Here is a 22,944-nt window from a genome sequence, read left to right on the forward strand (position 1 = left end):
TATAAAAATAAAAAAGCCCGTTAATACGGGCTTTTCTTTTTTAATCTTTATTAAGCAACTTGTACAGGAATGCAATTCGCTGTGTGGTTGACTGTATTATCTGGGTTTGCATATACCAAACGTGGTTTGTGAGCATTTGCTTCAACTTCGGTGAAATCACCAAACGTAGCAATAATCACTAAATCGCCAACATCTGCTTGATGTGCAGCACCGCCGTTTACTGAAATAATGCCAGAGTTATCTTCACCACGAATCGCATAAGTCGTGAAGCGTTTGCCATTGGTTACATTCCAAACATGAATTTCTTCATATTCACGAATACCAGCTAAATCCATCAATATGCCATCAATTGCACAAGAACCTTCATAGTGAAGCTCAGCATGGGTTACAACTGCACGGTGAATTTTGCATTTTAATAAACGAGATAGCATGGCTAGCGTCTCCTGAGTAGACCTAAGATGTAGATCTTATGGTGAAATCTTTAGCTTTTGCGGTTGGCAAAGTGGCTGATGCGCATTTTGCTCCTAAAAAAGCAAGATAGCAAGCATGATTGTTCAACAATTTAAGTGGGTTTATATGCATTAATTTGATTCATGGCCTGAGGAACTTGTCCTTGAACAAGTAGCTTCACTTTAGAAAGAGCATGATCAATTGCTGCATCCATCAGACTTTGTTCACTACTTGGTGCTTTTCCAAGTACGTGACCTGAAACTCTCTCTTTCGAGCCAGGATGTCCGATCCCAATACGTAAACGGTGAAAATTTGGACCAATATGAGGAACAATGTCACGTAAACCGTTATGCCCACCGTGACCACCGCCTGTTTTAAGGCGAATAACTCCAGGGTTCATATCAAGTTCATCATGAGCAATCAAAATTGCTTCGGGAGCAATTTGATAAAATTTTGCAAATGGAACTACACTTTGTCCAGAACGGTTCATAAATGTAGTGGGTAGAAGTAGACGGACATCGTGTCCTTCTATGTTACCACGTCCACTGATTCCGTGAAATTTCGGATCATTTTTTAATGTAATGCCATATTTATCAGCAAGCTGTTCTATGAACCAAAAACCTGCATTATGGCGGGTCTGGGCATATTCTGAACCAGGATTGCCCAAACCAACAATTAGCGAAATATTTGACACTAATCTACGCCTTTAAACACTTATGCGCGTTTGAAGTCAGCGTGCATAGGAGTGTTTTTAGATGGGTGACGTTGTAACGCTTGGATTTTAACGTTTTCAACTTTGTCGCCCACTTTGATTTCTACAACTTCTTCAAAGAAAGCATTGCTTTCTAAAGCTTTTACAAGCTCACGAAGTTCTAAAGTAACAGTTACAGGCTCAGCGTTGCCACCATAAATGATAGCTGGAATTAAAGCTTCGCGACGAAGGCGGCGGCTCGCACCTTTCCCTTGTTTGTCTTCAGCACGCGCTTGAGCGTTTAATACGAAGTTTGCCATGAGTAAATCCTCATTAAAGTTTAAATAGACTAAACTTGCGACCAGTTTAGTGATAGAAAACCCCAGCCAAGGCTAGGGTTTATAAAAAGCTGCAATATTATAAACTATCGAACATTGCACTGATAGACTCTTCGTTATTAATACGACGAATCGTTTCAGCGACCATGCTAGCAACAGAAACCTGACGGATCTTGCCTAAGGTCAATGCTTCTTCAGAAAGAGGAATGGTATCAGTCACAACCAGTTCATCAATAACTGAATTACGTAAGTTTTCAATAGCCTTACCTGATAGTACAGGGTGAGTTGCGTATGCAACTACACGACGTGCACCAAATTGCTTAAGCGCATCAGCTGCTTTACACAATGTACCCGCAGTATCAACCATATCGTCTACGATAACGCAATCACGATCTTTTACGTCACCAATTAAGTGCATAACTTGCGACTCGTTGGCTTTTTGACGACGTTTATCAATAATTGCTAAATCGATGTCACCCATCTGTTTGGCAACAGCACGAGCACGTACTACACCACCAACGTCAGGAGAAACCACCATAAGGTTGTCATGTTGTTGTTGACGTAAGTCAGCAAGCAAAGCAGGAGTACCGTAGATGTTGTCGACTGGAATATCGAAGAAACCTTGAATTTGGTCAGCATGTAAGTCGATCATCACGACACGGTCAATACCAACAGTGGTAAGCATGTCTGCGACAACTTTAGCTGTAATCGGCACACGTGCAGAACGTGGACGACGGTCTTGGCGAGCATAACCAAAATAAGGGATAACAGCGGTAATACGACCAGCACTTGCACGACGCAAAGCATCTGCCATAACCAAGATTTCCATAAGGTTATCATTGGTAGGGGCGCAAGTAGGCTGAACGATAAATACGTCTTTACCACGAACATTTTCAGTAATTTCTACTGAAATTTCTCCATCAGAAAAGTGACCGACTGATGCAGCACCTAGAGGGATATGTAAGTGACTTACGACTTTTTGAGCGAACTGTGGATGAGCATTTCCACTAAAAACGACAAGATTGGGCATGAAGCACCCTTGGCGGTTGGTATGTAATGAAATAGATGGCAGGGGCGGCTGGATTCGAACCAACGGATGCCGAGATCAAAACCCGGTGCCTTACCACTTGGCGACGCCCCTAATGCGGCAGAACTTTAATATTTTTGCAATGCAATGTCAAGATTAATCAACAAAAAGCATAGCAATTAAGTCTGTCTTTAAAATAAGAGAATGGCAGGGGCGGCTGGATTCGAACCAACGGATGCCGAGATCAAAACCCGGTGCCTTACCACTTGGCGACGCCCCTAAATTCGATGATATATATGATGGCAGGGGCGGCTGGATTCGAACCAACGGATGCCGAGATCAAAACCCGGTGCCTTACCACTTGGCGACGCCCCTAATATAATCATCATTACAGGTGAGGTTGGCAGGGGCGGCTGGATTCGAACCAACGGATGCCGAGATCAAAACCCGGTGCCTTACCACTTGGCGACGCCCCTAACGTGTAACCTTAAAATGATTAAGAGGAGATTCTTTTAAACTATTTACCAAGTAAGATTTACATGGCGAATGCTTAAGAATTTCATCAATATTCATTTCATTCGTTACTTCAGTAAAAACACAAGCACCTGTACCTGTAAGCTTTGCTTGACCAAACTGATCTAAATATTGCATTGCTTCTTCTACTTCAGGGTATAACTGTCGAGCCAGTGGCTCAAAGTTATTTCCAAAATTAGAAGGCTCTAACTGATAGGCGCAAAATTTAGTGGTCTTAGAGTCTCTTGTCAATGTTTTTTGTGAAAAAAGCAATTGAGTGCTGATAAAACAATCAGGTTTTAAAATAATGAACTGTTTTTGATCTAAGTCTATGAATGATAAATGTTCGCCGATGCCTTCAGCCCATGCATTTTTACCATAAATAAAAATTGGAACATCAGCACCGAGCTTTACACCGTAGTCCGCAAGTTGTTCTTGCTTTAGGCCACATTCCCATAATTGATTTAACACAATAAGCGTTGTGGCAGCATTAGATGAACCGCCGCCTAGACCCGCACCCATTGGAATATTTTTTTCAATTTTGATGTGCAAGCCACAAAGTTTTTTCGCATGCGGTCTTAGTATTTGAGCAGCTCGATAAATCAAATTTTCTTCAGGTCTGACTTCACTCAATCCATCAATTTCGATTTGTTGATCCAAAGTGGGCGTAAATATCATCCAGTCATATAAATCAATAAGTTGGAAAATGGTTTGTAACTCATGATAACCATTTTCGCGTCGGCCTGTAATATGCAAAAACAGGTTGAGTTTAGCTGGAGAAGGAACTCGAATCATAGATTTATATAATTAGACTTAACGGTTTTGGATGACCATTGTAATACGGTTTTCTTTATCTTCAGCAAGAGCTTGCTTTAAAACCAGTTTGTTTGGCAAAGTTTGTTCACCATCGTAACTGAAATTCACGGTCCAGCCATCTTCAATGAGTTGGCTCACTCGATTTGCAGCATCTTTGGTAACTTGCGCATTTAATGTTGCGGGTTTTGCTAAAATCCAACTCGTTAAATGAGTAATAGGTGCTTGCCAACCAGTTGCACGCTCTAAAAGCTCTTCTGGAGAGGCAGCGGTAATCAATCCTGTTTTAGAACTATTTAAAGTGACTTCGCCTGGTTTACCCTGAATTTGAGTTTTTCCAACGCCTAAAATACCGCTTAACTCGATATCAAAATTATCTTGCTGTTGAAGCCAAGTAAAAAAAGCACTACCAGTTTGCTGTGGTGTACGAACTCCAATTTTACCTTGTAAATTAAAATGTTTTTCGTCTTGGACTTGTTGGGTAACCGCAGGTTTAGGTTGAGTAAAATGCTGACAACCGGTTAGAAATAATACACTTGATCCACAGATCGCTGTGCACAGTTGGGCAAATTTGCTCATATATTTAACTCTTTTTTGCAGATGTAGGTAAAATTAACGCATCAAGCTGTTGTAATTGTGGATCATTGGCATGTTTTTGTTTCAGTTGTTGTAACACAGCGCTAAATTGAGTTAATGATCCTTGCATATACAATGCTTTAGCATAACGAATGCCAATATTTATATTGTGACTAAGTTCATAAGCTTTGCCTAAAGCCTCTGCCGCGGCTTCATAATCATTCTGTAAAAATGCAATATAGCCTAGCGTATCAAGGATTGAGGCTTGTTCAGGGGCATATTCTAGAGCTTGTTCAGCATACTGACGTGCTTCTTTTAACCTACGATTTTGCAGGGCTAGCGTATAAGCATAGGCATTTAGATATGTTGGGCTGTTGGGCTCAAGCTGTAATAATTGTTTTAATGTTTTGTCGAGTTTGTCACGGTCTGTATAGGGATCAAGTAATAAAACTTCCGCATAAATCAGTTCTGGATCGTCGGGTAAATTCTTTATCGCTTCATCTAATAAGTTTAATGCAGCTTTTTTATTGCCCATTTTCTTTAAGATTTCAGCTTGAGCTTGATATAAGAAACTTGCATGTTGGGGATAATTTACGCGTTCTTGAGTGAGGAACCGTAAAGCATCATGTAAATTTTCTTGTTTATCATATATTGCAATCAAGTTTCGTCTGGAAACGACGTATAAGCTGCCATCGACTAAACGATAGTAAGCTTTTGCGGTTTCATAATGTTGTTTACGCTCTGCATTAATTGCTAAGTAATAATAGGCTTCATTTTGATATTTTGCAGAGTTTCGTAGATCAACAAGATATTGTTCTGCTTTGTCATACTGTTTTAAATCAATGCTTGTTAAGCCTGCAATAAATAAAGCTTCTTCAGCTTGAGGGTTCGCTTCTATAATTTTTTCAAGTTTTTCTAACGCAAGCTGAGGTTGGTTAATTTGTATGAGATAGCGGATTTCAGCTAAACGAATATCTAAATTTTTCTTATTTTTACGACTCGACTTTGCATACCATTTAAGTGCACCTTCTTGATCACTGAGAGCGATAAGTAAGTTTGCTTTCATTAAAATAAAGCTCGTCACTTTAGGACGTCTGCGTAAGGCTTTGTTAATGTTGGTTAGCGCAGTTTGTAATTGACCATTTTGCGCTTCTAAATTGGCGATGAGCGCTAAGATAGAAGGATTGGCTTTTTCTGCGCTCGAGCGTAAAGCTGTTAATAAGACCTCTCGATCTTGTGCATTTTCTGGGGCAATGCTGGCTAAAATCTGTTCTAGATCAGCAGTGGGATCTATCTTTAAAATTTTATCTAATGTCTCAGCAGCAAGCTGATATTCGTGTGTTTTTAAAGCAATATGTGACAAATAGAATAAAGCAGGTACATCTTTAGGTTCTTGAGCGACCCAATGTGTAGCAATGTTTAACGCAGCTTGTAAATCATTATATTCAAGTGCAACATCTAAAGCCCGTTGCTTGATTGAGGTAGAGTTGCTTTTAATTGCAAGTACTGTGTAATTGTGCAAAGCGTTTGGAATATCGTCATAAGCGAGCGCAAATTCAGCGACCATGGATTGCTCTAATGCCTGATCAAATGAATGCACGGCATAGGTCTCTTGCACAGGACGTGCATAGACATATGAGGACATGCTACCTAACAATAAGAATGTGGTAGAATACTGTCTTATCGAAGCACCGTTAAAATTAATACGGCTATTCATTTGACGCAATTTTTATTGATCCAAAGTAATGCTTTTTATGACACCGATGTTGCACAATAGCATAAATTTAGCGAAATGATGATCTGATATGTCTTTCTTTGCATTGGGTGTCAACCATCAAACAGCTTCTGTAGAACTCCGCGAACAAATTGCTTTCAATGCAGAGCGATTAAGTCGTTTGCTTGCCGAACAACGCCATCACCAAAACCTAAAGGATTTGGTGGTCGTCTCGACTTGTAACCGTACAGAAGTTTATGCCATGGCAGACAATGCCGAAAGCCTTCTAAAATGGTTAGCCGATGCCAATAATATTGATGTAAAGCAGTTAATTCATCATGTTTATCGTTACGAGAACACGCAGGCAATTACACATTTAATGCGAGTAGCGAGTGGTTTAGACTCTCTTATGCTAGGTGAACCACAAATTTTAGGGCAGGTTAAAAGTGCTTTAGCATTGTCTAAAGAAGCCCAAACGGTCTCTCCTGAATTGAACAGTGTTTTTGAGTATGCTTTTTATGCTGCTAAACGGGTACGTTCCGAAACCGCGGTAGGTAGTCATGCTGTTTCAATGGGTTATGCGGTTGCACAACTGGCCTTACAGGTTTTTAGTAAGCCTGAAAAACTTACCGTAATGGTGGTTGCTGCGGGTGAAATGAATAGCTTGGTGGCTAAACATTTGGCTGAAATGGGTGTTGCGAAGATTATTATTTGTAATCGTAGCCGTGAGCGTGCTGACCAGTTGGCTCAGGAAATTGCACATCAGGTGGAAGTTGAAATTATTGAGTTTTCAACATTAGCAGAAAATTTATATCGTGTTGATGTCGTGTCGAGCTGTACTGGTAGTTTATATCAAGTTATTGCTTATTCTGATGTTAAGGCCGCACTGAAGAAACGCCGCTACCAACAAATGTTGATGGTTGATTTAGCAGTGCCACGTGATATAGATCCTAAAGTTGAAGCACTTGATGGGGTCTATTTATATGGTGTCGATGATTTACAAAGTGTGATTGATGAGAACCTCGCTCAGCGTCGTCAGGCGGCAGTTGAAGCGGAAGTGATGGTGAATCAATTAGCGACTCAGCTTATTACTCATCAAAAGGTTAAAGAAGCTGGTAGCACAATTCATGCGTACCGCCAGCACAGTGAAGAGATTAGTCAACAAGAGCTTACGCATGCATTAGAAGCTTTACATCATGGTGATAATGCCGAACAAGTATTACAGCAATTTGCCCACCGTTTGACGCAAAAACTTATGCATCCTACATCGATATTACTACGTGAAGCTGCTAAAGCAGAAAATCCTGATTATTTTGAATGGCTACAGCAGCATTTACAGGATGTGTTTGATCATGAGCGTAAACCAAAACATTAAGACAACAGCTTTAAACTGATTTGTTTCGTCAACTCATTAAGTTGTTGTCTTAGATTTCTTGATTCAATTAAAGAAATCGGCGATTTAAGTTTTTGACGTAAATATCTTTCTTGCAGACTTAATGAATATTCTTTGGCTAACTTGTCAGCTACCTCAGGAGCCTGTGTTAATGCTTGAATATTTGTTCTTTGCATAATATCGGCGATTTCATGACAGTAACTACTACAAGCCCCAAGCACATAATAAGTTGCCAGCTCTTGGTCATCTGGTAAATCATCAAAAATACGATTTAAGATAGCCAGTACTTTAGCTAATAATTCATCTTGGTGAATATAGGCCCGTAATCCTTCAAAATGAATATAAAGAAAAGGATGATGCATCAAAATTGCAATCGCAAAGTCTTCATCTTTTGTATGGATGTTAAATGACAGCGAAGCATCGTGACTGATTTGTGGGGTAAAACGTTTACCAAGTCCGAGTTTCTCACGGAAAGATTGAGTAAGTAAGTAACGGAAAGAACCTTGTTTAGGTAATAATTCTGTGAGTTCTCTGAGTTCTCCCATGACTAAACTTTTCCCTTCAGGTGTACTGATATCGTGTTGGCCTGTTAAGTGCGCAAATACAAAATCGGACAAAAGAGGGGACTGTTGTAATAATTTTTGGAAATTTTCCAGCCCTTCTCGACGGATCAGAGAGTCGGGGTCATGATCATTCGGTAGAACAAAAAATTTAAGTTCACGACCATCATTAAGAAGTGGTAAAGCAATTTCTAACGTTCTGCGTGCTGCTTTTTGACCTGCCGCATCACCATCAAAAGCAATGGTAATTCGGCTATTTTGTTTAAATAAAATATTAAGATGTTCTGTATTACTTGCAGTCCCTAACGTTGCTACGGCCCCAGTAATGCCATATTGCTGAAGTGCAATGACATCCATATAGCCTTCAACCATTAACCAGTCGCTAGATTTAAGCTTTCTACCTTCATAAAGCCCATAAAGTAGCTGGTTTTTGTGGAAGACTTCGGAGTCCGGTGAGTTAATATATTTGGGCTTGATTTCATCATTTAAGGCACGTCCACCAAAACCAACGACTCGACCTTTAGGGTCACGAATTGGGAAAATAACGCGATCACGTAATAAATCAAAATCACGACCATTATCGCTCGAGCGGATAAGCCCAAGTTGTTTTAAGCCGTCAATGTCATAGGGAAAGGCTTTCTCTAGGTGCTGCCAGTCTTCTGGAGCATAGCCTAAGCGCCAAAATTGAATCGTCTGATTGGTTAATCCACGCTGTTTAAAGTAATTTTTTGCCTTTTGGCTATGAGGTAATTGTTGTTCATAGAACTGAGCAACATTTTCCAGTAAGTCATATAAATTACCTTCTTGAACTGGTTCATCAAAGCTAAACGGCTGTTCGAACTGAGCAAAAGGGTCATCGAAGAATACTGGTTCAAGCGTGTTGTAGCTTTCATCTGATGGCTGCTGTGGAGTTACAGGCTCAGCCGTATTTGTTTTAGTAACAGGTGGCTTTGTAACCTGACGGGTATAAGACAGTTTTTTATTTTCAGTATTATCTTTGGGTAATTCAATTCCAGTACTACTGGATAATTCTTTCATTACCTCTATAAAGTTTCGGTTATCGATATCCATGAGAAAACGGATTGCATTTCCGTTAGCCTGACAACCAAAGCAGTGATAATACTGTTTGTCACGGTAGACATGGAACGATGGTGTTTTTTCTTGATGAAAAGGGCAACAGCCGGAATATGTACGTCCGGTTTTTTTCAGTTTCACACGTTGACCAATCAGATCGACAATATCTGTGCGATCTAGAATTTGATCAATCGTATGTTGTGGAATTGCCATAATTCAAATAACCGTATTAAAACTTGATGAGACAGTAAGTCAGAATATTCTGACATGATGAAACGAGATATGCCCAATAAATATTTTAATATTTTATGAAAACAAACAGGCAAGTGATATCACTTGCCTGTTTATTGATGTTTTTTTAAAGCTTAAACTTATTGAGCAGCGTTATCCGCGCCTTGTGTTGCCTCATCTGATTGAACATCAGTTGAAGCTTCAGTAGAGGTAACAGCTGGAGCAACAGTTGTATTTTCTGCTGCTTGTGGTTCAGGTTTGTCTAATAACCCGAAGCTTAAACGGTTTGTCCAGCTACGTTCAGACTTAGGCGCTTCAACAGGTGTTTGTTCTGGTGCTTCAGTTTCTTCTTTATCTGAATTGCCAATTAAACCAAAGCTCACACGATTGAGGAAACCACGTTTTGGAGCTTCTGCTTCAGTTGTGCTTTCTGGCGTTGCAGCTGTCGATTCACGACCGAAAATACCTAAAGTTGCACGGTTAATCCAGTTACCTTCTTTACGAGCAGCACGCATGTTAACTGTGCCGTCTTTTTTCACAAGGTTTGGGTAATTAAGCTTTAAAACTTCAATATATTGTTGTGAAGTGGCTTTATCACCTAATTTGTCATAGCTATATGCCAAAGTCGCTAACGCTTCTGGAACTTGTGGCGTTTGTGGGTAGTGTTCAATCACCCATTGCGAACGTTCAGCAGCTGCGATCCAAGCTTTACGTTTAACGTTGAAGCGAGCAGCAGTCATTTCATTTTCAGCAAGTTCTTGCCCAATGAATTTCATACGTTGAGCAGCATCAACAGAATATTGACTACTTGGGAAACGGCGAATTAAATCAACAAAGTTTTGATACGCAACTTTTAAATAACTCACATCACGATGAGATTGCTGTAAAGAGGTATAGCGCAACAAACTGTCGTAGTTTTGCTCCATATTGGCAACAGCACGAACATAATAAGCATAATCCACATTTGGATGTTGAGGATTTAAACGAATAAAACGTTCTGCTAAGGCAATCGCGCCTTCATAATCTTTTTGTTTAAATTTCGAATATAGAAGTTCAAGTTGTGCTTGTTGTGCGTATTGTCCAGTCGGATAATAAGTATCGATTGCCTCTAAAGACTTGGTCGCATCAAGATATTGACCACGGTCAAGCGACTTTTGGGCCTTTTCGAAGTAAGCTTGTTCACTAGATTGAGGGCCAGTATCGACCACTTCTTTTTTACTTGGATTGCTGCTACAGCCCACAAATGCAGACGCTACGCCTAAAGATAAGGCAAGCATCGTAATTTTATAACGTGGTAGCGACATAAAAACTCCTCTGTTATGTTGGGCAATGAGCTACAATTGCGCTATTAAACCACTTTTATCTCAATGATCAAATGACTTCAGCACAATCTTCAAACACAAACTTATCTGAAACCGACTTCAATTTACTTGAAGATTCTGAGGATGCAGATAACCATACTTCTGATACAACTGCAACACGTTTATCGTTGCAAGTTCAGCTAGATGAAACCTATCTGGGACAACGTATCGATCAGGTAGCGGCCTTGGTATGGAGCGAGTTTTCACGTGAAAAGCTCAAGCAATGGTTGAAAGATGGCCATCTGTTGGTGAATGGTAACATTGTCAAGCCTAAGCACCGTTGTGAAGGAACTGAGCTGCTTACGCTCGAAGTAGAGCTTGAAGCTCAGACAACGAGTCAACCTGAAAATATTCCACTCAATGTTGTCTATGAAGACGATGATATTTTAGTTATTAATAAACCAGTAGGCATGGTGGTACATCCAGGAGCAGGCAATAGTTCCGGAACTTTAGTGAATGCTTTGCTTTACCATGCTCCAAAATTGGCAGAACTTTCGCGCGCTGGTTTGGTACACCGTATTGATAAAGATACCAGTGGCTTACTTGTTGTTGCTAAAACATTAGAGGCTCAATTTTCTTTAAGTAAACAGTTGGCGAATAAAACGGTCTACCGTGTATATGACTTGGTTGTTTATGGAAATATTATTGCTGGCGGTACGATTGATGAACCGATCAAACGTCATCCAGTTGACCGTGTAAAAATGGCAATTTTACCCGGTGGGCGAGATGCAGTAACTCACTACAATGTAAAAGAACGTTTTAAAGATTTTACCCGTGTACAAGCGCGCCTTGAAACAGGTCGAACACATCAGATTCGTGTGCATTTTAGTTATATTGGTTACGGTTTGATTGGTGATCAGGTTTATATGAACCGTGTACGTGTGCCGGCTGGTGCATCTGAATTACTGATTGAAACTTTACGTGGTTTTAAACGTCAAGCATTGCACGCAGCTAAATTAGGCTTAAAACACCCTCGTACTGGTGAAGAAATGCTTTTTGAAGCGCCGTGGCCTGAAGATTTTACACATTTAGTGGATGTGTTGCGTTCAGAAAACGCTGCATATTAAGGACGTGCATATGGAATTTGTTCAAGGTTTACCTCAAGGCATATTTGTAGGGCAAACACGTATTCAGCATCCTTTGGCATTGCCAACAGATCAAGTTGAGTTATCTGGATTTAATTTAGCTTTACATGTCAAAGATGAGGCACAACGTGTTCAACAGCATCGAATGATATTGTTAGATGAGTTTGCGAAATTCGGTGTTAAAAAAATGACATGGATGACCCAAACGCACAGTACGATTTACCATACAGTAAATGAACAAATTCCTTTTAAAGCTTTAATTGGTGATGGTTTAGTTACTCAAACGAAAGGTCATGCTCTAATGATGATGACGGCTGATTGCTTACCTGTCGTGTTGGGAAATACCGAAGGCAGTGAAGTTGCTAATTTGCATGCGGGTTGGCGTGGTTTGGCTGGTGGCATTATTGAAAATACAGTGGCGGCTATGCAAAATCCTCCAACTTGGGCATGGTTAGGAGCTGCAATTAGTCAACCTTGTTTTGAAATTGGGGCTGAAGTAAAAACTGCTTTTTGTGACAAGTATCCAGAGTTGGAAACAGCTTTTGTTGAGGGGGCGGGTCCCAATAAATTTCATGCAGATTTATATGCGATTGCACGCTTTATTTTGAAACGTTTAGGTGTGCAACAAGTCTTAGGTGGAGATCAATGCTCTTATCAACAGAGTAATGAATATTTTTCTTATCGTCGTGATGCGAAGACAGGACGTATGGCTACGTTTGTTTTTATGTAAGTTTTGATCACCGCCTTAAATGACTCTCTTATTTTATATTTATTAAAAATAGGAGAGTTTTTTATTTAATTTGAAAATATTTCTATAGTATGCGGTAGTGAAAGCCTTATATTTCATATTTATAGATGAAGGTTTAGCAAGCGTTAATAAAATGATAAAATAGAAAAAATCGCTCAAAATTTTAAACTTATGTCTTTGCCTGAAAAACACCTTTCTATTGTCTACCACAGTCCATATGGTCATACCGCGAAGGTAGCTGCTGCTATTGCTGCTGGTGCAGAGGTGATGGGGGCCAAAGTACACCTAATGAATATTGAACATATTGATTGGGATGCGCTTGATGCATCGCATGGTATTATTTTTGGCTCGCCTACCTATATGGGAAGTATGACGGCCGACTTTAAAAAGTTTATGGACAGTACTTCTAAACGTTGGAAAGAGCGTTTGTGGCAAGGCAAGCTTGCAGCTGGATTTGCAAATTCGGGTGGGCTGAGTGGCGATAAACTAGCGGTATTACAACAATTAAATATTTTTGCAATGCAACATGGCATGCTTTGGTCTGGTTTACCTTTAATGACGACAGGTCATGGTGAAAAAGATTTAAACCGATTATCGAGTTGTTTAGGTTTAATGACACAGTCAGATAATGCACCTGTTGAAATTACTCCTCCACAAGGCGATTTAGATACAGCTAAATGGTTTGGCGAATATATTGCTGGATTGCTTTATAGAATAAGTTAAAATAAGTTTTTGATTGAAAATAAATAAATTTAATAGTTTTATTTTAATTACAAAATAGTTGTATTTTTTTTGTTCTTTTTTGATTATTTTTTACCAAATGGTTTATTTGGACAATGATGTCTAAATCCTAATAAATAAAAAAATGGAATAATCATGAAAAACTTTTTAACAGCTCTTTGTATAACATGGAGTACTCTGAGCTATGCTAATTTAGAATCTGCTAATCTTATTCCACTCAGTGACACAGAACTCTCTAAAGTTGAAGCGCAAGCTTTATTTTCATTTACCTATACTGATCCAAAACAAGCTGATGCTTCGATGAATCAGCAAAATATTGGTTTTTATAAATTAGGTTTGGAAGCTAATCTTGAATTAAATGCCAATGTTAAGAAGTTGCAATTAGGATGTGGAGGGGTAAACGGTTTAGGTGGGTGTGATATTGATATTGATAACTTAAGTTTAAGTGGCTTAAGTGATACAAGTGATGGTCGAGCTTCTTCTTCAGCTGTTTTTAGTAATCCTTTTATTGAATTTGCAATTAAAAATCCAGATAGTGCAGCTTTGAGAGAAATTAAAGGTTTTCGTTTGAGTGCTGAAAAGGTAATGGGACTGCTGACTATGGGTCTTGAAAATTCAGAAACACCAAATGGAATTAATAGCTTAAGTGGTTATTTAAAAATTAAAGATACCACTGGCTTAGCCTATACAGCTGCCCGTAATATGTCTTATCAAGATACAGGCAAGACCATTGATGGAACTGTTAATGCATGTATCGGACTTTGTATCCCTTTAGGATTTAACTCGTCTGATTATAATTTGCAATTACAACAGACCACGGCACCTATTGTGATCAATGGCCAAGTTATATCTGGTTCACGAATGAACAATGTCATGTTGAACGGGGTAGCAAATATTGATCAACTTAACTTCTCAGGAGATTTGAAAGCTTCCATTAATGCTGCACTAGGTTTATTAAATTTACAAAAGAATGTAACAGGTAGCATTACTGGGTTAAGAGCGGCGCTCACAGTTGATCAAAACTTAGGATTTATTCATAAAATTGAATTAAATAATCCTTTCTCACTTTCTTTACAAGGCCAGCAAATATTTTGGCCAGGTGCAGATGCTGCAGCAGAGCGAGGGTGGTGGATGGCTTTTGACGATGAAATTGATATTGGTAACGTGACGCCAAGTAAGCAAATTGAGATCACTAATGATGTTTTAAAACAGGTGGTAGATCCAATTAGTGCTTATTTAACTGCAAACCCAGTGAGATGTAATCTATTAAATTGTTTGTTTGGCGAAGACTTAGCAGTGGGTGAGGTTAAATTACCTAATACGATTGTAAATTTTCCATTGAAAGATTTACAACTTAAAAATCAATCTTTTGCACCAAATTGTTATGGCAATTTAAAATTCTGCTAAATTCAAAATGACATAAAAAAACCTTTAAAGTTAACTTTAAAGGTTTTTTTATTACTTATGAAATATACGAGCTTTATCACGCTGCCAATCGCGATCTTTTTCAGTCGCACGTTTGTCATGAAGCTGCTTACCTTTCACAAGGGCAATTTCAAGTTTAACCAAGTGACCTTTCCAGTAACATGCCAAAGGAACACATGAGTAACCTTTTTGGTTAACTGAACCTGTTAGCTTTTCTAGTTCTCGGCGTGATAATAATAATTTACGTGTACGTGTAGCTTCAGGTACTACATGAGTAGATGCCGAAAGGAGCGGTTGAATTTGTGCACCAAATAAAAACGCTTCACCATTCTTAAAAATGACATAACTTTCTGTCAAACTCATGCGACCAGCACGTAAAGATTTTACTTCCCAGCCGAGTAAAGACATACCAGCTTCAAATTTTTCTTCGATAAAATAATCATGGCGGGCACGTTTATTTTGTGCGATGGTTCCACCATTATGTTTTTTCACTACTGTTGCTTTCGCCATAATTCAAACTTCCACAATTGCCCCTATTGTGCCGTAAACTGATGCTAAGGTGAAGTTTTTCCTTCACATCAATATTTCGCCTGATGTATAACTTTTGCTAAAATAGGTTCACAATACAATTAGAGTACTAGCGGATGTCTAAAACGCGTGTAATTTATCCTGGAACATTTGACCCCATCACGAATGGACACGTTGATTTAGTTACTAGAGCATCAAGAATGTTTGATGAGGTTGTAGTAGCAATTGCAATTGGACATCATAAAAACCCTTTGTTCAGTCTAGAAGAGAGAGTTGAACTGGCCCAAACATCACTCAGCCATTTATCAAATGTTGAATTTGTAGGCTTTGATGGTTTGCTCGTTAATTTTTTCAAAGAACAAAAGGCAACAGCAGTACTTCGTGGTTTAAGAGCAGTTTCTGATTTTGAATATGAATTTCAACTTGCCAATATGAACCGTCAACTTGACCCACATTTTGAAGCAGTGTTTTTAACACCATCTGAGCAGTATTCATTTATTTCTTCGACATTGATTCGGGAAATTGCTCGTTTAAAAGGGGATGTAACCAAGTTTGTTCCGCAAGCTGTGGTTGAGGCCTTTGAACGTAAACATCAACAAGGTTGGTAACGTGTCGCTATATATTACCGATGAATGCATAAACTGTGATGTTTGTGAACCAGTTTGCCCAAACGAAGCTATTTTCATGGGTGAGGTGATTTATGAAATTCATCCTGATTTATGCACTGAATGCGTTGGTCATCATGACCAACCGCAATGTCAGTTATTTTGTCCTGTAGACTGTATTCCTAAAGATCCGCAGCATGTGGAAACGGAAGAGCAGCTATTCGACAAATATAAAAAATTAATTGCTCAAAAAAGCACAAGCAATTAGTAAATAAATTTGTTAATATGCGCCCCTGAGGTGAGCTGGATGGTCGCTGCTGTGGAGGTCTTCGTGACTGAAGCAGGGGAGGAAAGTCCGGGCTTCATAGGGCAGGGTGCCAGGTAACGCCTGGGCGGTGAAAGCCGACGGAAAGTGCAGCAGAGAGTAGACCGCCTCATTCGTGAGGTAAGGGTGAAAGGGTGCGGTAAGAGCGCACCGCGTGTCTGGTAACAGTTCACGGCATGGTAAACCCCACCAGAAGCAAGACCAAATAGGAATCCTGAGGTACGGCCCGTACTGGATTCGGGTAGGTCGCTTGAGCGTATGAGTGATTGTACGCCTAGAGGAATGACCATCCTCGACAGAACCCGGCTTATAGGCTCACTTCACCTAATTTAATTAAAATTTTTCTTGACGTGCGTTAAAGAAGTTAAGATAATGCGCGCACAGTTTTCGGCTATGTAGCTCAGTTGGTTAGAGCACCGCACTCATAATGCGGGGGTCACAAGTTCAAGTCTCGTCATAGCCACCATTTTATAGACCACGCTCCTGCGTGGTCTTTTTTTATGCTTATTTTTTGATTAAACACAGTTTGTAAAGACCGACTTTATAGTTATGGCATTGTTTGTCTAGACCAATTTCTTCATGTTCTTATAACACTTAACAAGGATGTTGAAGACATGAAAAGGTCATTATTATTTTTAGGAATTTTAAGTTTAACGGCGGGAGTAGAAACTTCCGCGGCTGATTTAAGTTGGGGAGATCCAACTTTAGATTCGGGTCAGTTTAAAGTTTCTGGTGCCGTGCGTTCCCGCTATTTGCATAAAGATTATGTAGTTGATGCAAATGAAGGTTCTCAAAATGATGACTGGCGATTAACTGATATTAAATTAGTGCTAGGTTATGAGACTCCAAATTGGATTGCAGGTGCAGATGCCCGTTGTTATCAGTATAATCGCTTATGTGATGCGATTTTTCTAAAAAAAGCATGGGTGGGTTATAGGTTATCTGACCAGCAGAGAATCACGGCAGGTTTGCAGCCCGTTGATTTTGGCTTTGGCGAATTTTGGGGGAGTAGTTACTACGAAACGCTTTTAAATACAGTCGGTTTAGAAGACATCGATAATCTGGGGATCAAATATAAATTTGCAGATAATCAATATAATTTAACTTTAGGTTTCTATCCAACTGATGGTGGAAATTATAAAGGAACTTCAAAAGACTCAAGCCGTTATAGTGGTAATTTTGTTGAAGCTGATGATTTAACCAAAGGTACTAATATTGAAGAAAAGAATATGTGGATTGCTCGAGCATCTAGAAAATTTGAGCTTGATAAAGCACAAAATGTTTCGACCGAGTTAGGTGGTTCAGTTTGGTACTCTGATTTAGAAAATAAAAGAACTGATGAAGATGGTCATCGTAAGTCATGGAACGTTTTTGCTCAAACGCAATATCAAGCATGGCAATGGATGTTCTTAGCTGGGAAGCAAGATGTCACGAATGGCGATAATTTATTTCCAAATAGCTCAACCATTGGAGCTTTTGATTATCCATATCAAGTTGCCAATAAAGGTAAATATTTGGTCAATGAAATTAACTATACCTTTACTCAGCCATTCCATCAGATTGAAAATATTAAACCTTATATCTCTCATAGCCGCTTCTTTAAAGATGAGAATGGTTATAAAGACTCTGAACGCTTAATTGCAGGGGTTTATTTTAATTACAAAGCCATTGGTATTCAGGGTGAATATATTATGAGTAAAAATGATCCAATGGTTGGCGGTGGGGCTGATGGCCTTGCACAAGGTAGCAGTAATGATTGGGATAAATTATTTTATCTTTCAATTGGATATTATTTTTAAAATTTAAAAGTAATTTATTGCCCTAAGTGAATAGGCCTCACTTAGGGCTTTTTTTCATAGAAAGACTTTTTCAGGCGGTGGTTCTCGTTTAACTGCTGGAGAAATGAGTTGCCCTCGGTTTAGGTTTTGAACATGCTGTAAACGATTGAGTAGCTCGTTTTGAATAAACAAAATACAAGTCTGTAATTTAGAAGAGCTTTTAAGCCGTGATGGATAAACCGCCCAAATATCTGCATCTTGCCAGTACTCAGGTAAAATGTGTTGGAGTTGACCGGTAATTAATTCATCTGCAACATCCCAAATTGACCGGAAAATAATACCGTGACCTTCTATGGCAAGCTGATGAATAATCTCACCATTATTTGAAACAAAACGTGGTTTGATATGTACCGAGACATCTTCAGAAGCATGCCTAAATTTCCAGAGTACCGAGGATTGATCGCGTTCACTAATTGTTAAACAGTCGTGTGATTGCAAATCTTCAATGCTGTCTGGTACACCGTGTTTAAGTAAATAGCTTGGCGCTGCACATAAAATCCGAAAATTGGAAGCCAGCTTCTTTGCAATCATATTCGGCGCAATTTCATTACCAATTCTAATGTCCAAATCGATACTGTGTTGAATCAGGTCTTTGGTATTGTCGATGGTGTCAAAATGAATTTGGAGCTTTGGATAAAGCATCATTAATTTAGACAGAATTGGTGCGATATGTTTTCTGCCAAAACCAAAGCTACTAATAATATCCATACGACCTGTAGGCGTGCTCAGCGGGTTATTGACCAGTTCACAGACTTCATCAAATTCTTCAAGAATATTTGAAACTCTCTCAAGGATGAGTTTGCCATCTTCCGTTAAGCTGACATGACGCGTGCTGCGATGAAAGAGTTTGCAGCTTAACGTGTTTTCTAAAATATTAATTCGCTTGCTAATAAAAGCTGGCGATGTCCCAAGTTCCTCAGCAGATTCGACAAAACTTTTTAGTTTGGCGACTGTGCAAAAAACCTTTAAATCCGATAGGTTAGGTAGATTATTCACGATCCGTGTCCATTGGAGTGATAGTTCCGTTATTGATCATTTTTGCTTAAAACATCATGTTTAAGCCATACAAGGATATTAGTCGAAGGTGTGAAGGAAGCTTATGGCAAAAAGATATAAAGTTGCCACGATTGCAGGCGATGGCATTGGTTTAGAAGTTCTACCAGAAGGCATTAAGGTTGTAAAGGCAGCAGCAGAAAAGCATGGTATTGAGCTTCAGCTAGATGCATTTGATTGGGCAAGCTGCGATTACTACCTTGAGCACGGCAAAATGATGCCAGATGACTGGTTTGAAACTTTGCAAGGCTACGATGCAATTTATTTTGGTGCTGTAGGCTGGCCAGATAAAGTGCCTGACCATATTTCACTATGGGGTTCACTGCTCCAGTTCCGTCGTGGTTTTGACCAATATGTGAATTTACGTCCAGTGCGCTTAATGCCGGGTGTGAAATGTCCATTGGTAGGTAAAAAACCGGGCGATATCGACTTCTACGTGGTTCGTGAAAATAGTGAAGGTGAATACTCAGCCATTGGCGGTAAAGCTTTTGAAGGAACAGACCGAGAGTTTGTTTTACAAGAAGCCGTATTTACACGTCATGGTGTAGACCGAATTTTGCGTTATGCATTTGAGTTTGCAAATCAGCGCGATGCGAAAAAAATTACAGCAGCGACTAAGTCCAATGGTATTGCAGTGAGCATGCCGTACTGGGATGAACGTGTTGATGCGATGGCAAAACAATATCCACAAATTCAGGCTGATAAACAGCATGTTGATATTTTAGCGGCTCGTTTTGTTTTACAACCTGAACGTTTTGATGTGGTTGTGGCATCTAATTTATTTGGCGACATTCTTTCTGATTTAGGGCCTGCATGTACAGGAACCATTGGTTTGGCTGCTTCTGCAAATTTAAACCCAGAAAGAAAATTTCCATCATTGTTTGAACCTGTACATGGTTCAGCACCAGATATTTACGGTAAACAAATTGCCAACCCAATTGCTGCGATTTGGTCGGGTGCCATGATGTTCGAATTCTTTGGCGAAGATGATGAACGATGCATTCAAGCAGGTCAGGACATTATGCAGGCGATTGAGAATGTATTAATTAATGGGCCAAAAACAGCCGATATCGGTGGTCAGGCAAAAACTTATGAGGTAGGAGATGCAATTGCATCGTGTGTAGCCCAAACTAAAATGGACGTGTTCGCTATGGAATAACGCCATCCAAAAATGGATGTAGGGATATGGATAATCAAAACACAAAAATTTATACGGATAAAGTTCTTGCCGTAACCAGCTTACTGTTTGTATTTATTTCAGTTGCGGGTTTGGCGATTTATTCGCAAGAGTCGATAAAGATTGCTGCAATATGGATGCAGTGGACGACATCGGTATTTACAACCCCAGTATTACTGTTTGCTTTTTTAGCTATTATTTTTACTTTTGGTCTGGCCTTTAGTAAATACGGCAAAATCAAACTCGGTGAAGGAAAGCCTCAATACACCACAATGTCATGGATTTTTATGTTCATTTTGTCAGGTATTGGGTCTTCTACACTGTACTGGGGCTTTTTGGACTGGGCTTATTATTATCAAACTCCGGGTTTGAGCTTACCGCCTGAGTCAGCAGAAGCATTGAAATATAGCGTGGCTTACTCGTTCTTTCACTCAGGTTTAAGTGCATGGGCAATTTATGCTTTGGCATCAATTTCTTTGTGCTACAGCTACCATGTGAGAAAAAACAAAGGGTTGAGTTTGGCTTCTGTGATTGAGGCTGTAACAGGCTTTAAATCAACCAGCGTGGTTGGACGTTTAGTTGACCTTATGTTCTTGCTTTGCATGTTTGGTGCATTGACGATTTCATTAGTACTCACCGCCGTGACATTTACCAATATTTTGTCTCAGCTTACAGGTATTCCAAATACCTTTATGACCAAAGTCATCATTATTTTGGCAGTTTCGGTTCTGTTTGCACTCAGTTCGTATGTAGGTATGGATAAGGGCATGCAGCGTTTAAGTCACATGGTGTGCTTGGGTGTAGTGTTATTTGCGATTTATGTACTTTGCTTTGGTCCGACTCAGTTCATTTTGAATAATTCATTAATGAGTTTCGGGTTAATGGCAACCAACTTTGTGGATATGAGCTTGTTTACCGACCCAATGGGCGATGGCAAGTTTACTCGTGAATGGACTGTTTTCTACTGGTTATGGTGGATTTCATATGCACCGGGTGTGGCACTGTTTGTAACACGTGTTTCTAAAGGCCGTACCATTAAAGAAGTGATCTTTGCCATGGTGATTGGTGGCAGTGTTGGTCTCTGGTTTATCTTTGGTGTGTTTGAAAACTACAGTGTTTATAGCTTTATTCATGGAGCTGTAAATGTACCGCAAATCTTAAGCCAACAGGGTGGTGAGGTTGCAATTGGACAATTGCTCAGCCTATTACCTGCTGGAAAGCTGATGATGTGGATTTTCCTCGGCATTATGGTGGTGTTCTTGGCTGCACACATGGATGCAGTAGGGTATGCGGTTTCAGCAACATGTACACGTGGTTTAAGTGAAGGACAAGATCCATCGCCAAATGCCCGTCTGTTCTGGTGTGTCATGCTGACTTTGGTTCCGATTGCCATGATCTTTAGTAAGGCACCTTTAGACACCATGAAAACAGCAACTATTGTGACGGCTTTACCGTTCATCGTGATTATTCTGATTCAAACCTATGGCTTAGTGAAATGGCTGATTCAGGATTATGCCAAAGTCCCATCGCATTTAATTGAGCAACAAGGTTATGATGATGCGGAAATTGGTTTAAACCAGTCTCAAGATGAACATGCAAAACGGATGCAGCTTGAGCTTGCAAGCTCAATCAAACTGGACAGAAAAACCAGCTAGAGGGAACGGTAATGACTACATGTGAACAGACCACGTATGTCTTAAGTGAAGAAATGCAAAGCCTAGTGTATTGGAGCAGCATTTATTCACCAGCAGATGCAGATATTGACTCAATTCGTGCAGCATATGACGCGATGTGCCGACACTACACTTTGCCTCGTGATGGCAAGATCGAAGTTGAAGACCGTGTTGTTGCAAATGCAGAGCATCCGGTACCTGTTCGCATCTATTCACCAAAAACTAAACGACCTGAAGCTGGTTGGCCGTGTGTGATGTATTTACATGGTGGTGGTTGGATGGTCGGTGGACTCGATTCACATGAGTTTATTACCAGTTATTTATGTCAGGACTTAAATGCAGTTGTCATTGGTGTGGATTACCGCATGGCACCAGAGCATCGCTTTCCAGCAGCTTTTGAAGACTGTTTAGCAGTCTATCAATGGCTTAAACAACATAGTTCTGACTGGCAGATTGATAGCCGAAATATCGTTCTAGCAGGCGATAGCGCAGGCGGTAACTTAGCAGCAGCTCTTGCAGTGCATCTACAGCATAGTGGTTTACAAGCTCAAGGTCTGGCTTTGGTTTATCCGTGTTTAACTACAGCACTTGATACACCAGCCGCACAAAAGCATGCCCATGCGCCGTTATTAACAACCGAAGATATGCATTTTTATTTAAAGGAATATGCACCTAACTCACAAGATTGGCAGGATTTACGCCTAGCGCCTTTATTGGCAACGGATTTTTCAGATATGCCTGCCTGTTTTGTAGCTGTTGCAGAATATGACCCTTTAAGTGATGACGGTTATTTCCTTACCCAAAAATTGGAACAAGCAGGTATCCCTAACGAGTTCCATTTAGGCAAAGGTTTATTACATGGCAGTTTACGTCTCATGCGTGATTGTCCTGAAGTTCAACAGTTATATCAAAACATGCTGAGTGCGATACGTCGCATGTTTGGCAGTGCCGAAAAGACATCAATTTAATATCGAGTCATTTGGACGAAAAGAATTTAATGGAGTA

General features: G+C 39.8%; 22 protein-coding genes, 5 tRNA genes and 1 other RNA gene. 13 read left to right on the forward strand and 15 right to left on the reverse strand.

Annotated elements, in window-relative coordinates; all coding sequences use genetic code 11:
* Positions 1-50: 50 nt before the first annotated feature.
* The 11 genes from panD to AWW73_RS03510 all read right to left on the reverse strand — a co-directional run bounded on the left by panD (position 51) and on the right by AWW73_RS03510 (position 6,125).
* Entirely contained in the window at positions 51-431 is a 381-nt protein-coding gene (gene panD / locus AWW73_RS03460; RefSeq protein WP_062848743.1) for an aspartate 1-decarboxylase, read from the reverse strand.
* A 131-nt stretch (positions 432-562) separates the two neighbouring features.
* Positions 563-1,144: an aminoacyl-tRNA hydrolase gene (gene pth / locus AWW73_RS03465; protein ID WP_016142034.1), complete on the reverse strand. Its 582-nt coding sequence runs from the start codon at positions 1,142-1,144 to the stop codon at positions 563-565.
* Between the two features lie 20 nt (positions 1,145-1,164).
* A complete protein-coding gene (gene rplY, locus AWW73_RS03470) occupies positions 1,165-1,461 on the reverse strand; it encodes a 50S ribosomal protein L25 (RefSeq protein ID WP_002120443.1) in 297 nt (98 codons plus the stop codon).
* Between the two features lie 97 nt (positions 1,462-1,558).
* Positions 1,559-2,509, reverse strand: coding sequence for a ribose-phosphate pyrophosphokinase (locus tag AWW73_RS03475; RefSeq protein ID WP_002120445.1), 951 nt, complete (start codon positions 2,507-2,509; stop codon positions 1,559-1,561).
* 36 nt (positions 2,510-2,545) lie between these two features.
* Positions 2,546-2,620: transfer RNA gene (locus AWW73_RS03480), tRNA-Gln, on the reverse strand.
* 91 nt (positions 2,621-2,711) lie between these two features.
* Positions 2,712-2,786 (reverse strand) — tRNA-Gln (locus AWW73_RS03485).
* Between the two features lie 20 nt (positions 2,787-2,806).
* Positions 2,807-2,881: transfer RNA gene (locus tag AWW73_RS03490), tRNA-Gln, on the reverse strand.
* 26 nt (positions 2,882-2,907) lie between these two features.
* Positions 2,908-2,982 (reverse strand) — tRNA-Gln (locus AWW73_RS03495).
* A complete protein-coding gene (ispE, locus tag AWW73_RS03500) occupies positions 2,981-3,814 on the reverse strand; it encodes a 4-(cytidine 5'-diphospho)-2-C-methyl-D-erythritol kinase (protein WP_062848744.1) in 834 nt (277 codons plus the stop codon). The genes AWW73_RS03495 and ispE overlap by 2 nt, the downstream gene beginning before the upstream one ends.
* Positions 3,815-3,832: 18 nt before the next feature.
* Entirely contained in the window at positions 3,833-4,411 is a 579-nt protein-coding gene (gene lolB / locus AWW73_RS03505) for a lipoprotein insertase outer membrane protein LolB (protein WP_032054229.1), read from the reverse strand.
* A 4-nt stretch (positions 4,412-4,415) separates the two neighbouring features.
* The gene (locus AWW73_RS03510; RefSeq protein ID WP_171430642.1) at positions 4,416-6,125 is read right to left on the reverse strand and encodes a tetratricopeptide repeat protein; all 1,710 of its coding nucleotides are present in this window, start codon (positions 6,123-6,125) and stop codon (positions 4,416-4,418) included.
* An 88-nt stretch (positions 6,126-6,213) separates the two neighbouring features.
* Between AWW73_RS03510 and hemA the strand changes: the two genes are divergently transcribed.
* The gene (gene hemA / locus AWW73_RS03515) at positions 6,214-7,497 is read left to right on the forward strand and encodes a glutamyl-tRNA reductase (RefSeq protein ID WP_062848745.1); all 1,284 of its coding nucleotides are present in this window, start codon (positions 6,214-6,216) and stop codon (positions 7,495-7,497) included.
* Here the strand turns inward: hemA and AWW73_RS03520 are convergent.
* Together AWW73_RS03520 and AWW73_RS03525 are read right to left on the reverse strand one after the other, a co-directional pair.
* Positions 7,494-9,362 (reverse strand): DNA primase, encoded by a 1,869-nt coding sequence (locus AWW73_RS03520; protein WP_062848746.1) that lies wholly within the window; start codon positions 9,360-9,362, stop codon positions 7,494-7,496. The genes hemA and AWW73_RS03520 overlap by 4 nt on opposite strands.
* A gap of 158 nt (positions 9,363-9,520) precedes the next feature.
* Positions 9,521-10,684 carry an outer membrane protein assembly factor BamD gene (locus AWW73_RS03525; RefSeq protein WP_061875325.1) on the reverse strand — a complete coding sequence of 388 codons (1,164 nt, stop codon included), beginning with the start codon at positions 10,682-10,684 and terminating at the stop codon, positions 9,521-9,523.
* Positions 10,685-10,755: 71 nt separating this feature from the next.
* Here AWW73_RS03525 and rluD point away from each other — a divergent pair, with 71 nt between their 5' ends.
* The 4 genes from rluD to AWW73_RS03545 all read left to right on the forward strand — a co-directional run bounded on the left by rluD (position 10,756) and on the right by AWW73_RS03545 (position 14,722).
* Positions 10,756-11,808 (forward strand): 23S rRNA pseudouridine(1911/1915/1917) synthase RluD, encoded by a 1,053-nt coding sequence (rluD, locus tag AWW73_RS03530; RefSeq protein ID WP_062848747.1) that lies wholly within the window; start codon positions 10,756-10,758, stop codon positions 11,806-11,808.
* Positions 11,809-11,818: 10 nt separating this feature from the next.
* The gene (gene pgeF / locus AWW73_RS03535) at positions 11,819-12,556 is read left to right on the forward strand and encodes a peptidoglycan editing factor PgeF (protein WP_062848748.1); all 738 of its coding nucleotides are present in this window, start codon (positions 11,819-11,821) and stop codon (positions 12,554-12,556) included.
* A gap of 189 nt (positions 12,557-12,745) precedes the next feature.
* Positions 12,746-13,297, forward strand: coding sequence for a flavodoxin family protein (locus AWW73_RS03540; protein WP_031947538.1), 552 nt, complete (start codon positions 12,746-12,748; stop codon positions 13,295-13,297).
* 153 nt (positions 13,298-13,450) lie between these two features.
* On the forward strand, positions 13,451-14,722 hold the full coding sequence (locus tag AWW73_RS03545) for a hypothetical protein (protein ID WP_061875321.1): 1,272 nt from the start codon (positions 13,451-13,453) through the stop codon (positions 14,720-14,722).
* Positions 14,723-14,773: 51 nt separating this feature from the next.
* Here the strand turns inward: AWW73_RS03545 and smpB are convergent, their stop codons facing one another.
* Complete coding sequence (smpB, locus tag AWW73_RS03550; protein WP_002120348.1) at positions 14,774-15,250, reverse strand: SsrA-binding protein SmpB; 477 nt, start codon at positions 15,248-15,250, stop codon at positions 14,774-14,776.
* A 134-nt stretch (positions 15,251-15,384) separates the two neighbouring features.
* Here smpB and coaD point away from each other — a divergent pair, with 134 nt between their 5' ends.
* The 5 genes from coaD to AWW73_RS03575 all read left to right on the forward strand — a co-directional run bounded on the left by coaD (position 15,385) and on the right by AWW73_RS03575 (position 17,997).
* Positions 15,385-15,876 carry a pantetheine-phosphate adenylyltransferase gene (gene coaD, locus AWW73_RS03555; protein WP_005070938.1) on the forward strand — a complete coding sequence of 164 codons (492 nt, stop codon included), beginning with the start codon at positions 15,385-15,387 and terminating at the stop codon, positions 15,874-15,876.
* Position 15,877: 1 nt separating this feature from the next.
* Positions 15,878-16,141, forward strand: coding sequence for a YfhL family 4Fe-4S dicluster ferredoxin (locus tag AWW73_RS03560; RefSeq protein WP_016144509.1), 264 nt, complete (start codon positions 15,878-15,880; stop codon positions 16,139-16,141).
* A 27-nt stretch (positions 16,142-16,168) separates the two neighbouring features.
* Positions 16,169-16,524: RNase P RNA component class A (gene rnpB, locus AWW73_RS03565), an RNA gene on the forward strand.
* A 63-nt stretch (positions 16,525-16,587) separates the two neighbouring features.
* Positions 16,588-16,664, forward strand: a tRNA-Met gene (locus tag AWW73_RS03570).
* A 148-nt stretch (positions 16,665-16,812) separates the two neighbouring features.
* Positions 16,813-17,997: a porin gene (locus tag AWW73_RS03575; protein WP_062848749.1), complete on the forward strand. Its 1,185-nt coding sequence runs from the start codon at positions 16,813-16,815 to the stop codon at positions 17,995-17,997.
* Positions 17,998-18,051: 54 nt separating this feature from the next.
* Here AWW73_RS03575 and AWW73_RS03580 read toward each other — a convergent pair whose 3' ends face one another.
* Positions 18,052-19,032 carry a LysR family transcriptional regulator gene (locus AWW73_RS03580; protein ID WP_009393747.1) on the reverse strand — a complete coding sequence of 327 codons (981 nt, stop codon included), beginning with the start codon at positions 19,030-19,032 and terminating at the stop codon, positions 18,052-18,054.
* A 103-nt stretch (positions 19,033-19,135) separates the two neighbouring features.
* Between AWW73_RS03580 and AWW73_RS03585 the strand changes: the two genes are divergently transcribed.
* From AWW73_RS03585 to AWW73_RS03595, 3 genes are read left to right on the forward strand one after another with little or no spacing between them, the layout of a single operon-like run.
* On the forward strand, positions 19,136-20,248 hold the full coding sequence (locus AWW73_RS03585) for a tartrate dehydrogenase (RefSeq protein ID WP_062848750.1): 1,113 nt from the start codon (positions 19,136-19,138) through the stop codon (positions 20,246-20,248).
* Between the two features lie 26 nt (positions 20,249-20,274).
* On the forward strand, positions 20,275-21,921 hold the full coding sequence (locus AWW73_RS03590; RefSeq protein WP_062848751.1) for a BCCT family carnitine transporter: 1,647 nt from the start codon (positions 20,275-20,277) through the stop codon (positions 21,919-21,921).
* An 11-nt stretch (positions 21,922-21,932) separates the two neighbouring features.
* Positions 21,933-22,907: an alpha/beta hydrolase gene (locus AWW73_RS03595; RefSeq protein WP_062848752.1), complete on the forward strand. Its 975-nt coding sequence runs from the start codon at positions 21,933-21,935 to the stop codon at positions 22,905-22,907.
* The last annotated feature ends 37 nt before the right edge of the window (positions 22,908-22,944 follow it).

The sequence above is a fragment of the Acinetobacter lactucae genome, assembly GCF_001605885.1.
GTDB lineage: Bacteria > Pseudomonadota > Gammaproteobacteria > Pseudomonadales > Moraxellaceae > Acinetobacter > Acinetobacter lactucae.